Source organism: Tenacibaculum larymnensis, from assembly GCF_028829235.1.
In the GTDB taxonomy this organism is placed as follows: Bacteria; Bacteroidota; Bacteroidia; order Flavobacteriales; family Flavobacteriaceae; genus Polaribacter; species Polaribacter larymnensis.
On the sequence record NZ_JAIWJY010000006.1, the window covers coordinates 151,121 to 165,959 of the forward strand.

Genomic DNA, 14,839 nt, shown 5'->3' on the forward strand with positions numbered 1-14,839 from the left:
TTACGCCAACTCTAGAGCAATTTCAATCATTTCTTTAAAGGTTTGTTCTCTTTCATCAGCTGTGGTTCTTTCTCCTGTAACCAAACTATCTGAAATGGTTAAAATTGATAATGCGTTTACTTTATGCTTTGCTGCAACTGTATACAATCCGTTGGTTTCCATTTCAACACACAATACACCATAGTCTGCCCATTTTTTATAGCTTTCAAATTCATCTGCATAAAATTCATCTGAGCTTAAAATGTTTCCAGCCTTTAATGGAATTCCTTTTTCTTTTGCTGCATCTACAGCTTTTTGAAACAACTCAAAACTTGCTGTTGGCGCAAAATCAGCTCCGTTAAAACGGATGGTATTTAATCCTGAATTTGTAGAAGCTGCCATAGCAATAACAATATCTCGAATTTTTACTCCTTTTTGATACGACCCCGCTGAACCTACTCTTATTAAGTTTTTAACCCCATATTCATTAATTAATTCATGAGCATAAATTAAAGCAGAAGGAATTCCCATTCCTGTTCCTTGTACGGAAATTCGTTTTCCTTTATAGGTTCCTGTGAATCCTAACATACCTCGAACATCGTTATAACAAACTGGATTTTCCAAAAATGTTTCTGCAATCCATTTTGCACGCATAGGATCACCTGGTAATAAAACAGTTTCTGCTATTTCTCCTTTTTTTGCTTCTATATGTATGCTCATTCTTTACTTTTTTTTAGGTTTTAAACTATTAAGATTCGGTTTTTAATATTGGTTTTTATCAGAAACACCGCTAGTCACTAAAGCTACTCCTGAAGAGGTTCCTAAACGAGTTACTCCATTTTCTATATATTTCCTAGCCGTTTCTATATCTCTAATACCTCCAGCTGCTTTAATTTGCGCTTTTCCATCTACAACGCTATCCATTATTGCAACGTCTTCAAAGGTTGCTCCTCCAGTACCGAAACCTGTAGAAGTTTTCACAAAATCAGCACCAGCTTCAACAGCCAATTTACTTGCTACTTTAATTTGCTCTTTTGATAAATAACAGTTTTCAAAAATTACCTTTAAGGTATTTTCTCCTATCACTTCTTTAATTAATCGAATTTCGTTTTCTACATAATCTTCATCTCCTTCTAACAACTTGCCTACATTAATAACCATATCTATTTCTGAAGCTCCATTTTTTATACAGTTTTTAGCTTCAAAAACTTTAGTTTCTGTAGTCATTGCTCCTAATGGAAAACCTATTACTGCTGCTACTTTTACATCTGAACCTTTTAATTCTTTGGCTGCTAACTCTACATTACATCCATTTACACAAACTGCATAAAAGTCATACTCTTCAGCTTCATTACATAGTTTTATAATATCAGTTTTTGTAGCTGTGGCTTTTAGTAACGTATGATCTATATATTTATTAATCTGCATCTTTTTATTTTATTTTTCTTCCTAAAATATTGGTAGCTATAGTTGTAAACACTACCACACTAATTGAACTCAACGGCATTAAAATTGCAGCTATTACTGGCATTAGTTGACCAGTTACTGCAAAATAAAGCCCTACAATATTGTACATTAAAGATAATAAAAAGCAATACTTAATAATTTTTATTGCTTTTTGTGATGCTTTAATATAATTGCCTATCTCACTAAATTTTGTAGCATCTAAAATAGCATCACAAGCAGGAGAAAATACATTTATATTTTCTGATAACGCTACCCCTACATTACTTTGCGCTAGCGCTCCTGCATCGTTTAATCCATCACCTATCATTAATACACTTTTCTTTTTCTCTTGTAATTCTTCTACGTAGTGTAATTTATCTTGAGGCTTTTGATTGAATAAAAATGTAGTTTCCTTTGGCAATAACTCTTCTAAAAATTTCTTTTCTCCTTCATTATCTCCTGAAACTACTGATAGACTATATTTTTTGGTTAAGTTAGAAAATAGCTCTTTAACTCCTTTTCTATAAGCATTCTTAAATACATACTTTCCTTTGTACTCATTATTTACACTAATATGAACAGAAGTATCAAGATTTGCTTGTTCTTTTGCGTTTTTCACAAATGATGATGAGCCTATTTTTAAAATAGTATGCTTATAACTTGCTTCAATTCCTTTTCCAACATGTTCTTGATAGTCTTCAACTGGTAACATTTCTTCTTCTAAGGAAGTGTATAGCATTCTACTCAGTGGATGATTTGAAGATCTTAATGAACTTTTTAATATCGCTCTTTGAGTTTTATCTAAGTCTTCTCCTTCATATGTTATCGTATTCTCTTTATTAGTAGTAAGTGTACCTGTTTTATCAAAAATAACTGAGTTTACAGCTGCTAACTGCTCTACGACTGTAGCATTTTTTAAATAGAACTTCTTTCTTCCAAAAATTCGTAAAATATTCCCTAAAGTAAACGGTGCTGCTAATGCTATTGCACATGGACACGCTATAATTAATACTGATGTAAATACGTTTAATGCTACACTTGAATCGTAATACAACCAAAAAGCTGTAGATAAAAACGCTATAGACAGTACAATTATGGTAAAGTTTTTACTGATTTTATCTGTTAAGGTTTTAAATGATGAGTTTTTATCTTTTTGAAATACATCGTTACTCCATAACTGTGTTAAATAACTCTGTGAAACTGAAGCTAGCACTTCCATTTCTATACTTCCTGACAGTTGTTTTCCTCCTGCAAATAATTTATCTCCTGACTTTTTATTTACAGGAATGGCTTCACCTGTAACAAAACTGTAATCAATTTTTGCTTCTCCGTTAATTAAAATTCCATCAACAGGAATTAATTCCTGATTTCTAATTAATAACCTATCTCCTTTTTTTACCTCATAAATTTGAGTATTCTCTTCTTTTTTATCGGTAGTTATCTTTGTTACTGCAATTGGGAAGTATGACTTATAATCGCGTTCAAATGAAAGAAAGTTATAGGTCTTTTGCTGAAAAAATTTCCCTAGCAATAAAAAGAACACCAATCCTGTTAAACTATCAAAAAAACCTGTCCCTAAATCAAGAACTATTTCTGCTGTACTTCGTACGAATAATACTAAGATTCCTAAAGCAATAGGAACGTCGATATTTAAAATTTTTGACCGAACTCCTTTATAAGCTGAAATAAAATAATCCTGTCCTGCATAAAAAACTACTGGGAGGGAAAATATAAACATTAACCAACGGAAGATTCCTTTGTATTGTTCTAACCAATATTCTGATACCTCAAAGTACTCTGGAAACGACAAGAACATCACATTTCCAAAGGCAAAACCTGCTATTCCTAATTTATAAATTAAACTACGGTCTACTTTCTTTTTACCTACCTCGTAATCCTCAAGACTTATATAAGGCTCATATCCTATAGAACTTAGTAACAATACTATTTCTTTAAGTGATGTTTTTTCTGAATTAAAAGTAATTCGTACCGTTTTCTTAGGAAAATTAACTTGAGATGAAGACACATACTCTTGTAGTTTGTGTAAATTTTCTAATACCCAAATACATGAACTACAATGTATATGTGGAATATATAAATTTACTACTTGTACATTACCATCGTTAAACTCTAATAGTTTATCTACAATAGACTCATTGTCCAAGAAATCGTATTTTCCTTGTATCTCTTCAGGTATTGCTCCTGGGTTGTTTTGAAAATCGTAATAACAAGTTAAATCGTTCTCTGAAAAAATTTCATAAACTGTTTTACATCCATTACAACAAAAAAATTTTTCTTCTATTGTAATTGTTTTTGTATCGCACTCGTTACCACAATGAAAACATGTTGTGCTTTCCATATTTACTCTTTTGCCTAGTACAAATGTCCGATAAGATATCAATTTAAAACATGATAATTGTCAGGTTTTCCGTATATTTGAGTAATAAAAAAAGGGCATATCTATGAGCAAGTGTGAGCAATGTATCATTCGAGAATTTAATTCTTTGAAAGCTTTAACAAAAGATGAATTGATAAGAATTACTGGCTGTAAAACGTCTAAAAAAATTAAAAAAGGAGAAGTCCTTTTTGATGAAGGCGAATATATTAATGGTGTTTTTTGTGTTAAAGATGGTGTTTGTAAAGTGTCTAAAATGAGTGATAATGGTAGAGACCAAATTATTCACTTAATAAGAAAAGGTGATATTTTAGGTGAGCGTAGTTTAATAAACAATGAGGCTTCAAACTTAAAAGCTATTGCTGTGAATGACATGGAGGTTTGCTTTATTCCTAAAGACGAAATTCTTAGAGATTTAGAAAATAACTCTAACTTTTCTATGGATGTTTTAAAGAAAATGGCCAATTCTTTAAAGAAAGCTGATGATGTTATTGTAGATATGGCTCAAAAGACCGTTAAACAACGTTTGGCTGCTACTCTATTGTTACTAGACTCAAAGTTTGATAAAAACGAAAATGGCTCTATAAATATTAATTTATCAAGAGAAGATATCGCTAATATTATAGGTACAGCAACTGAAAGTGCTATTCGTTTACTTTCTGAATTTAAAAAGAAAAAACTAATCGATTTAAAAGGTAAAGAAATCTTTATAACTGATGTGAAAGCTCTAAAAGAACTTTCTGAAGGTTTTTAACCTTAAGTAATATTTGATTTTTTAATTATTTTTCACAACTCTTTCATATCATAATACTCTATAGCTTCTTTTTTAAGTGGGTTAGTACTCCAATCCTCCCACTCATTTGTATAGGGGTTGTAACCACATTTTAAGGGTTTTGAATAGGGGTCTTCTGCAGACTCTACATATGCTCTACAATCTGTACAGACATACCTAAACTCACAATCTTTACAGATGCTGATTTGATCCTTCTTTATAGACCAAATTTTTCTAAACTTTTCACTCTCTACAACTTTTTTTAAAGTGGTATTTTTAATGCTACCATAATCGTCTGTCATAGACGGACAATTTTTAATTAAACCTTCTTTATCTACAGAAACTTTCCTATTTAAGCAAGAGTTATAGTTTTTAGACTCGGTAAAGGTTTTTAGGTTAATAGAAAAGTATTTTGGAGATATTATTCCACAATGTAATTCTGAGTTTACTTTTTGTTTAGTGTATATTAAATATTTATTTCCTAAGTCTATTATGTCTTCAAAAGTTGAAGAATGCACAACACACTGATTTACCCTAGGGTAGCTAGATATAATATCTATAAGCCTATCTTTATTAGTCCATTCAGAAACTTCTAAATAAACCTCTACAGAAGTAATAATAGACTCCTTCTCTTTGAGGTAGTTTAAAATTGAAGTTAGTTTTTCTTTCTCAATTTTTGAAAAAAAGCGTATTTGGATAGATTTACACTTTAGCTCATCAAGTTGATTTAATACATTTATTATGTCATAACTTGATCTTGAGTGATAATCAACTATAGCATTTGAGATTTTATGAGGGAAGTCCCAATCCATGTTCAATTTAGGAAATCTTTCAGGGTGCTCAGTAAAAAACACACAGTCTTTTTCTTCAAGAAATTGAAAATAACTATCTATTATATCGTCATATTTGTTATTATACGCCTTTTTAATATCTTCAACTGTCTTTCCTAAATGATTTTCTAATAATTCATATAAACTATTAGGGATGTAATGCATTTGTTGTAATTGCAAATCACATATAACAGAGCGTGAAGCTCCTTTAACTAAAATACAATTACTGTATAAGGCTGTCTTCTTAGTCAAAATCAATTATTTTTGAAATTGGAGAAAAATGTTTTTCTGAAGTGAGTATTTTTCCATTATACAAACTAATGCCTATTCCTTGTGAGTTTTCGCTATTCTCAGATGTTATTACATTTTGTTCAAAAGTAAAATGAGTTAAAAGCTGATAGTTTACAGGAAGACTTTCTAATTCTTTTTTCAAAAAACCTTTATAAAAAGGAAGCTCATTTATTTTCATATTAATTCTTTTGCTATTTCTCTTTCAATATAATAATTACAAGGTGTAGAAACCATACCAAATTGACCATTAGGGTTGACTTCTAAAAAATAGAAATCATTATTTCTATCTACTAACATATCAATAGACCCAGTATCTAAGCCCATATTAACCATGAATTGATTTAACTTTTCCTCTATGCTCTTAGGTAATTGGTAAGGAACAGTCCTATTCGGTTTGGAATCATCATACTTTCTAACATCTATTTTTGTTTGCAAGTTGTTTTGTGAGAAAATAGCCATCGAATAAAATTTTTCTTTTAAATAAAAAATTCTTAGTTCATATAATTTTTCTATACTTTCTTGAAACAAACTTGGGAAAAAAGTATCTGGTAATGATTGGATAAATTCATTAGATACTAACTCTGTATACCCTTCTAATGAAATATTATCGAAAGTAAATGATGGTGAGACACTTATTCCTTTTGTAATAAGATTGTTATCACAATTTTTCTTGCGTAAAAGTAGGTCTTCTTTAGAAGAAGTAATAAAGGTTTTAGGAATTCTCAACCCTGCTTTTTGTGCATGTTTTAACTGTACAAGTTTTTGATCTTTAATTTGGTATGTGCCTAAAGATTTTATTTCGTTATTAGTGAAGGCTTGAGTAAAAAAACGGATAACCTCATCCCATTCACTATCTAGGTGACTGTAAATTAAATATTCTAAATCCTTGTTGTTGTTATTAATGGAATAATCATTATCAAGATAACCTCTTCGATACCAAAAAGAAGTTATATTTTTAGAACTTATAAACTCTTCTCTAAATTGAAAAATTATTTCTTCTTTTTGATAATCTATAGAAGCAATTTTTAAATCATTCTTGTTGGCTCTCGCAATATTTAATGAATTAAAGCACCAATCTATAACATCATTAGTACTACCATCAATTTCTTCTGAAATAATTAAAACCATTATAACTTTCTATTTTTACAAGTATATGAAGAACTTACTTTTCTATAGTAATCACCTAAAGGCTCAAAACCAATTTTTTTTCTTTCTTTTTCCGCTTCTACACAATCACAAATACTTTCGTTAAAATACGTTCCATAAAAAGCACAAAACTCTATAATTTTTTTTCCGTTTGATTTTTTTATAACCTTAACACCTCCTTTTAAGCCACTATAATCAATTACTCTAGCAAAATGATAAGGATACATTTCTCCATCTAAAACTGCTTTCAACATATATGGCTTTAAAATTTCAACTTGCTCCTTAGAAAAATGGAGTAGCATTAAAGTTATGTTACCTGTAACATTATATTTCCCTTTTGGTGTATTTTCTCCGATTAATGAGAATCCAGGCCATTTATTATTATTTTCTTTTATTATTTTTAAAAACCTATTAAAATTATAAGAGTCTACTTTTTTCATTTGCTTCCAACCTCCAAAAATAGGCCGTCTAGCTTTTTGATCTTTTTCTATCATTTCATGAATTTCATCTCTTAGAGAAACATTTATGTTAGACAAGTATGTTTCTTCTAATTGTTTTCTTTCTACTTTCAGCTTTTTCCAAAAAATAGATTTCTTAAAGTTTTTAAAATCTTTTGTTTTTATTCTCTTAAACAATAAACCTTTTTCGAGACTTAACTTTAAATAGCTATATACTTTTTTAGGGTTTCCTAACTTTTCTGAATTTATTGCTGCTAAAAAATAATCTTCTTTAAAGGGACTTTTTACAAGAGAAAATGCTTCTTGATATATCGAATCAGCTTTCAAAAAATTCTTATCTATACTATTTATCTCTGCTATATTTATTATTTTATAATAGTTTAAATATTTTTGAGAGAATAAACTTTTAGAGATAAGAATAAAGCTAAAAAGAATCAGAATTTTAATTTTCATTCCTTAGATAATTATAAAGAGGTTGTAAACAACCTCTTTTAGTTTATATAAGATAATATGTTAGGTTAACATTTTCCTTCATATCTATCTTTAATCTTTGTTTTAATACGTACCCCATCATTGTTGTCAATACGTTTCACACATGTATCTCTTCCTCCAATGGTAGCTTCTTCGTACTTTCTTGTTCTTGATCCAGATATTGAATTCATACTTTGTTTTGAAATTTCATAAGCCTCAAAGCTCTGAAAATTTGATATTTTCTTCATAATTTATGTTTTTGAAAAATTAAAATTTAGCACTTCTCTTCATAACGAGGTTTTGTTTTAGCTTTTCTTGGGGTGCCATCATTGTTGTCTATCATTTTCCAACAATCGCCGTCAAAACCTTCTAACCATTCTTTTGTACGACCTCCCATAGCTTGGTTCATTGATTGTTTTGACACTTGAAAGCTTTCAAAACTATCCATTTTACTTAAATTTTCCATATTATATTGGATTTAAAATTAAACTTACATTTTTAGTGTAGCTATTTTCCAAATAAAATTTAAAAATCTATTATTTTTACCAAAAAGTTGATTTTGAAAACTCATAGCAATATTCATTTTCTTTCATTCAATAGCTACTCAAAACTACAAAAAACAATTACATGAAAAAAGAAAAATTTATTTTTTTAACAGAAATATTAAGAAGAATTTCTGTTTCGGTAAGAAAAGAAGAAATAAAAAAACGACTTAAAACTTATTATTATGAGCCTAATTTAAATGAATTCTCTAATATTTTTAATACTTGGGGTATTAAGAATTTATTAGTAGAAATTCCGTTAGAAATGGTTGAGAAAGCTCCTAAACCTATGTTATCTTTAACTAATGATAAAGAATATTTTTTTATATGGGAGAAACAAAACGAGAATTATGTATGCTTCTTCTCTAACGAATCAAAATACAAAACGATAAGTAAAGAAGAGCTGTTAAGTATTTGGAGTGGCTTTTCTATTATACTTGAAGCTAATGAAGATTCAGGAGAAATAAATGAAGAAATAAAGATTGAAGAGAGAAAGAAAAATGACATCATAAAAGGGTTAATTATAACTAGTTTTTTTTCTTGTATTATTTTAAGCTTTTTTTATATAAATAAAAATGATATCTTTTTCTTAATAATCTCTATTTTGGGGTTTTCGTTTTCATCTTATTTATTATTAAGAGAACATTCTTTTTTTACACTGGAGGGGTTTGATATTTGTAAAATTGGGAAAAAATTTGATTGTGATAAAGTTGTCTCATCTAAAGATAGTAAACTATTAGGGTTCTCACTATCAGAGATAAGTATAATTTTTTTTCTATTTCTTATAGTAAACACATTAATAAATAGACAAGATAACTCTGTACAATTTGTTTTACCACTTATATACATGTCAGGCTTAAGTATTTTTTATTCATTATATCAACAATTGAGGCTAAGAACTTATTGTATTATGTGTCTTTCAATTGTGTTAGTTTTAAGTTCTCTTATTCTTTTTTCTTACCAAAGGTTTGCGTTGAGTTTTGCTATTCCTAATATAGAAGTTTTGTTTTCATTGGCTATTTCTATTTTAGTTACGAGTTTGGTAATAAATAACTTACTGTTAAATGAGAAATCTAAAAAGTTTTCATATCGTTTAGATTCATTTTTCAATTCTCCTATAACCTCATTTGGGTTTGTTAATAGTGATATTGGAAATAAGATGTTTGAAAATGAAATTGTAATAGGAGAAAATGCTGCTGACTTTGAAATTATATTGTTTATGAACCCTGAATGCAAAAGGTGTAAAGCTATTTTAAAAAATTTATCAAGACTGTTTTTAGAGTTTGAAAAATCTATACAGTTGAGAGTTTTGTATTCGGGAGTAACTAACATTAATTTTAAAAGTAAAATAATGTTCTTTGAACTATTCAAATCTATGGAAGCTTTGACTCAAAAAGAGAAACTCTTTTTCTTAAAGAATAACTTAAATCTTGTTACAAAAAAGAAAGAACTTCCTAAAAAGGTTGATGAATCATTAACAAAACAAAGCGAGTGGTCAAATGAACTCAACCTAGATGGAACACCCGCTATTATATTAAATGGGGTTATATTACCTTCTTTTTTTGGAGTTGAAGAATTATCTCAACTTTTAAGGAGAATAATAAATTTTAATTCTTATTAAAAAATCAGAAATTAAGCTATAACAACTTTTTAAGTAAATTTTTCTGAGGTAAGCCACTGAGGATTTAATCAGAACACGTTTTTTAAACTTTAAACACTTACCAACAAGGCAAGCCTCTAGATATTTAACCTTTTAAGGAATAGCAAGACTTATCCTCGAAATTAGGATAAGTCTTACAATTTAAGCTTCTCCTGTAGTACCTCCAAAATTCATTGGAATTGGTGGTTGCTCATAATCTTTTATTTCTCCATGAGCTTGTTCAAACTTACGAATATTGTCTGCTAAAGCTTTTGACAAACGTTTTGCATGCTGTGGAGTTAAAATAATTCTTGATTTTACTTTTGCTTTTGGAACTCCTGGCATAATATTTATAAAATCAACAATAAATTCTGATACAGAATGGTTTATAATAGCTAAATTACTATAAGTTCCTTCTGCTATTTCTTGATCTAACTCTATATTTAATTGTGGTTCTTTCTTATTATCTTCCATAATTAAGTCTCTTAATATTATTTAATTAAAAAATAAGGGTTTAGAGTTCTAAGAACTCTAAACCCTTGATATTATTTATAAACTTAAGTTTTTATAAACTTTGTTCAATCTCATCCTTAGGTCCAACTACGATGTCTTCGTAAGCTCTCATTCCTGTACCTGCTGGTATACGTTTACCTACAATTACATTTTCTTTTAATCCTTCTAAGGTATCAATTTTACCATTTACAGCGGCTTCATTTAATACTTTAGTTGTTTCCTGGAATGATGCAGCTGAGATAAATGACTTCGTTTGTAACGATGCTCTTGTAATACCTTGTAATACTTGCTCAGCTGTTGCTGGTTGAGCATCACGTGCTACTACTAAGTTTTTATCTTCTCTACGTAATAAAGAGTTTTCATCTCTTAATTGACGAGCTGAAACTATTTGTCCTGGTTTTAAGTTTGCAGAATCTCCAGCATCTTCAACAACTTTCATTCCGTAAATAGCGTCATTTTCTTTGATGAAATCAGTTTTATGAACTAATTGATTTTCTAAGAATAAAGTATCTCCTGAATCAATAATTCTAACTTTACGCATCATTTGACGTACTACTACTTCGAAATGCTTGTCATTAATTTTTACCCCTTGTAAACGATATACTTCTTGAATTTCGTTAACTAAGTATTCTTGAACTGCTGAAGGTCCTTTGATATTTAAAATATCAATAGGAGTAATTGCTCCATCAGATAAAGGCATTCCTGCTTTAATAAAGTCGTTTTCTTGAACTAAGATTTGATTAGATAACTTAATTAAGTATTTCTTAATCTCTCCTGTTTTAGATTCGATAATAATTTCACGGTTACCACGCTTAATTTTACCAAATGATACAACTCCATCAATTTGTGCTACTACAGCTGGATTAGAAGGGTTACGTGCTTCGAATAACTCTGTTACACGTGGTAAACCTCCTGTAATATCTCCTGCTTTACCAGACTTACGAGGAATCTTAACTAATGTTTTACCTGACTCTACTTTATCTCCATCACTTACCATTAAGTGTGCTCCTACTGGTAAACTGTACGAACGTAAAGCATTACCATCAGCATCTTCAATAATTAATGAAGGAATAATTTTCTTGTTCTTAGAATCGGTAATTACTTTTTCTTGGAAACCTGTTTGTTCATCTATTTCAACAGAGTAGTTAATTCCTTGTTCTAAGTTGTCAAACTTAACTTTTCCTCCAAACTCAGAAACAATAACTCCGTTAAATGGATCCCATTGACATACTGCATCTCCTTTCTTAATTGTCTTTCTATCTTTATCAAAGATGATAGAACCGTAAGGAATAATGTTAGTACTTAATACAATTCCTGTTTTCTTATCAGTAATTTTAATTTCTGCTGTACGAGAAATAACGATATCTACTTCTTCTCCTGCTGAATCTTTACCTTTTACAGTACGTAAATCATCAATTGTTACAGATCCATCGAATTTAGAGATTAACTTGTTATCTTCTGAGATGTTTCCTGCTACCCCTCCAACGTGGAATGTACGTAATGTTAACTGTGTACCAGGCTCTCCAATAGACTGTGCTGCAATTACACCAACTGCCTCACCTCTTTGAACTTTTTGACCTGTTGATAAACTTTGTCCGTAACATTTTTCACAAATTCCTCTTTCAGATTCACATGTTAATGCTGAACGAACTTCTACTTTATCTACTCCCGCAGCTTCAATTTTATCAGCTAAGATTGGTGTTATTAACTCACCTGCTTCAACTAATAATTCATCTGATGCTGGTGCATAAACATCATATAATGCTGTACGTCCTGAAATTCTTTCACTTAAAGGTTCAACGATTTCATCGTTTTTCTTTAATGGAGAAACTTCTAATCCTCTTAATGTACCACAATCTTCTTCGTTAACGATTACATCTTGAGACACATCTACTAAACGACGTGTTAAATATCCTGCATCGGCTGTTTTTAATGCGGTATCGGCAAGACCTTTACGTGCACCGTGCGTTGAGATAAAGTACTCTAAAATTGATAAACCTTCTTTAAAGTTCGATAAAATTGGGTTTTCAATAATTTCTCCACCTCCTGCAGTCGATTTTTTAGGTTTCGCCATTAATCCACGCATACCTGTTAACTGACGAATCTGCTCTTTCGATCCACGTGCTCCAGAATCTAACATCATAAATACAGAGTTAAATCCTTGTTGATCTTCACGTAAACGTTTCATTGATAATTCAGTCAATCTATTGTTAGTAGATCCCCAAACATCAATTACCTGATTATAACGCTCTTTTTGCGTTAACATACCCATGTTATAGTTCATAACGATTCCATCCACTTCTTTATTAGCTTCAGCAATCATGCTATGTTTTTCTTCTGGGATAATGATATCTCCTAATGAGAAAGATAATCCACCTTGGAAGGCAAACTTATATCCCATTCCTTTAATATCATCTAAGAACTTACCTATTGATGGAATATCTGTTACTTTTAAGATATTACCAATAATTCCACGTAATGATTTCTTTGTTAATACCTCATTAATATATCCTGCCTGTTCTGGTACAACTTCATTAAATAATACTCTACCAACAGTTGTTTCAATTATTTGAGTTACTAACTCTCCGTTTTCATTAAAATCTTTAGTCCTTACTTTTATTCCAGCATTTAAGTCTACTCTGTCTTCGTTATAAGCAATAGTAACTTCTTCTGGAGAATAGAAAGTTAATCCTTCACCTTTAATAGGCACTTCTGGAGTTGACTTTCTTTCTTTTGTCATATAGTATAACCCTAAAACCATATCCTGAGACGGTACCGTAATTGGTGCTCCGTTTGCAGGGTTTAAAACGTTATGAGAAGCTAACATTAATAACTGCGCTTCTAAAATAGCTTCTGGTCCTAATGGTAAGTGAACCGCCATTTGATCCCCATCAAAATCGGCGTTAAATGCCGTACATACTAATGGGTGTAAACGAATTGCTTTTCCTTCAATTAATTTTGGTTGGAAAGCTTGAATACCTAAACGGTGTAAGGTAGGAGCACGGTTTAATAAAACTGGATGTCCTTTAATTACATTTTCTAAGATATCCCAAACAACTGGTTCTTTTCTATCAATTATTTTCTTTGCAGATTTTACTGTTTTTACAATACCTCTTTCGATTAACTTACGAATAACGAAAGGTTTGTATAATTCAGCTGCCATATCTTTTGGCAATCCACATTCGTATAATTTTAATTCTGGTCCAACAACAATTACCGAACGTGCAGAGTAATCAACACGTTTACCTAATAAGTTTTGACGGAAACGACCTTGCTTACCTTTTAAACTATCAGATAATGATTTTAATGGTCTGTTAGACTCAGTTTTTACTGCTGATGATTTACGTGTGTTATCAAATAATGAATCTACTGATTCTTGTAACATACGTTTTTCGTTACGTAAAATTACTTCTGGTGCTTTAATTTCCATTAATCGCTTTAAACGATTGTTACGGATAATTACACGACGATATAAATCATTTAAATCAGAAGTAGCAAAACGACCACCATCTAATGGAACTAACGGACGTAACTCTGGTGGAATTACCGGAACTACTTTCATTATCATCCATTCTGGGTTATTCTCTCTATTTTTTTGAGAATCTCTAAATGCTTCAACAACATTTAAACGCTTTAATGCTTCATTTTTACGTTGCTTAGAAGTTTCTGTATTTGCTTTATGACGTAACTGGTATGATAATTCGTCTAAATCGATTCTTTCTAATAAATCAATTAAACACTCTGCTCCCATTTTAGCAATAAACTTGTTAGGGTCAGAATCTTCTAAGTACATATTTTCTTGAGGAAGTTCATCTACGATATCTAAATACTCTTCCTCAGTTAAGAAGTCCATTTTTTGTAATGGTTCTCCTTCGGCATTTTTAGCAATACCTGGTTGAATTACTACGTAACGTTCGTAGTAAATAATCATATCTAACTTCTTAGATGGTAAACCTAAAAGGTATCCCATTTTGTTAGGTAATGATCTAAAGTACCAAATGTGTGCTACTGGTACTACTAAGTTAATATGACCTACTCTATCTCTACGTACTTTTTTCTCAGTAACTTCAACACCACAACGGTCACAAACGATACCTTTATATCGAATTCTTTTATATTTACCACACGCACACTCATAGTCTTTTACAGGACCAAAGATACGCTCACAAAATAACCCATCTCTTTCTGGTTTGTGTGTACGGTAGTTTATAGTTTCTGGTTTTAACACCTCTCCTTTAGAAGCCTCTAAAATAGACTCAGGTGATGCTAAACCTATTGAAATTTTGTTAAACTTCTTAACAGTGTATTTTTCGTTTTTTCTTGCCATGATAATGGATTCGAATTAAAAATAAATGTC

General features: G+C 30.4%; 13 protein-coding genes. 2 read left to right on the plus strand and 11 right to left on the minus strand.

The features are described from left to right. Genes deoD through LCI24_RS10425 form a run of 3 tightly spaced genes read right to left on the minus strand, consistent with a single transcriptional unit; the run spans position 1 to position 3,784 of the window. A complete protein-coding gene (gene deoD / locus LCI24_RS10415; RefSeq protein WP_274640323.1) occupies positions 1-699 on the minus strand; it encodes a purine-nucleoside phosphorylase in 699 nt (232 codons plus the stop codon). A 42-nt stretch (positions 700-741) separates the two neighbouring features. Further along, a complete protein-coding gene (deoC, locus tag LCI24_RS10420) occupies positions 742-1,407 on the minus strand; it encodes a deoxyribose-phosphate aldolase (protein WP_274640324.1) in 666 nt (221 codons plus the stop codon). A 4-nt stretch (positions 1,408-1,411) separates the two neighbouring features. Continuing rightward, on the minus strand, positions 1,412-3,784 hold the full coding sequence (locus tag LCI24_RS10425; RefSeq protein WP_274640325.1) for a heavy metal translocating P-type ATPase: 2,373 nt from the start codon (positions 3,782-3,784) through the stop codon (positions 1,412-1,414). A gap of 103 nt (positions 3,785-3,887) precedes the next feature. On the opposite strand from LCI24_RS10425, the gene LCI24_RS10430 reads away from it, so the two are divergent. Then, a complete protein-coding gene (locus LCI24_RS10430) occupies positions 3,888-4,574 on the plus strand; it encodes a Crp/Fnr family transcriptional regulator (protein ID WP_274640326.1) in 687 nt (228 codons plus the stop codon). Between the two features lie 32 nt (positions 4,575-4,606). Here LCI24_RS10430 and gwsS read toward each other — a convergent pair whose 3' ends face one another. The 6 genes from gwsS to LCI24_RS10460 form a co-directional block, all read right to left on the minus strand. Next, the gene (gwsS, locus tag LCI24_RS10435) at positions 4,607-5,674 is read right to left on the minus strand and encodes a grasp-with-spasm system SPASM domain peptide maturase (protein WP_274640327.1); all 1,068 of its coding nucleotides are present in this window, start codon (positions 5,672-5,674) and stop codon (positions 4,607-4,609) included. Continuing rightward, on the minus strand, positions 5,667-5,891 hold the full coding sequence (locus tag LCI24_RS10440) for a hypothetical protein (RefSeq protein ID WP_274640328.1): 225 nt from the start codon (positions 5,889-5,891) through the stop codon (positions 5,667-5,669). The genes gwsS and LCI24_RS10440 overlap by 8 nt, the downstream gene beginning before the upstream one ends. Beyond that, a complete protein-coding gene (gene gwsG, locus LCI24_RS10445; RefSeq protein ID WP_274640329.1) occupies positions 5,888-6,841 on the minus strand; it encodes a grasp-with-spasm system ATP-grasp peptide maturase in 954 nt (317 codons plus the stop codon). The genes LCI24_RS10440 and gwsG overlap by 4 nt, the downstream gene beginning before the upstream one ends. After that, the gene (locus LCI24_RS10450; RefSeq protein ID WP_274640330.1) at positions 6,841-7,770 is read right to left on the minus strand and encodes a hypothetical protein; all 930 of its coding nucleotides are present in this window, start codon (positions 7,768-7,770) and stop codon (positions 6,841-6,843) included. Before LCI24_RS10450 ends, gwsG begins: the two co-directional genes overlap by 1 nt. A gap of 65 nt (positions 7,771-7,835) precedes the next feature. Further along, on the minus strand, positions 7,836-8,036 hold the full coding sequence (locus LCI24_RS10455) for a hypothetical protein (protein WP_274640331.1): 201 nt from the start codon (positions 8,034-8,036) through the stop codon (positions 7,836-7,838). A 26-nt stretch (positions 8,037-8,062) separates the two neighbouring features. Further along, on the minus strand, positions 8,063-8,254 hold the full coding sequence (locus LCI24_RS10460; RefSeq protein ID WP_274640332.1) for a hypothetical protein: 192 nt from the start codon (positions 8,252-8,254) through the stop codon (positions 8,063-8,065). A gap of 161 nt (positions 8,255-8,415) precedes the next feature. On the opposite strand from LCI24_RS10460, the gene LCI24_RS10465 reads away from it, so the two are divergent. Beyond that, positions 8,416-9,951, plus strand: coding sequence for a vitamin K epoxide reductase family protein (locus LCI24_RS10465; RefSeq protein ID WP_274640333.1), 1,536 nt, complete (start codon positions 8,416-8,418; stop codon positions 9,949-9,951). Between the two features lie 180 nt (positions 9,952-10,131). Here the strand turns inward: LCI24_RS10465 and LCI24_RS10470 are convergent, their stop codons facing one another. Continuing rightward, positions 10,132-10,443, minus strand: a complete 312-nt coding sequence (locus LCI24_RS10470) for a DUF3467 domain-containing protein (protein ID WP_047790111.1) — start codon at positions 10,441-10,443, stop codon at positions 10,132-10,134. Positions 10,444-10,534: 91 nt separating this feature from the next. Then, a complete protein-coding gene (gene rpoC, locus LCI24_RS10475; RefSeq protein ID WP_274640334.1) occupies positions 10,535-14,809 on the minus strand; it encodes a DNA-directed RNA polymerase subunit beta' in 4,275 nt (1,424 codons plus the stop codon). Positions 14,810-14,839: the final 30 nt, after the last annotated feature.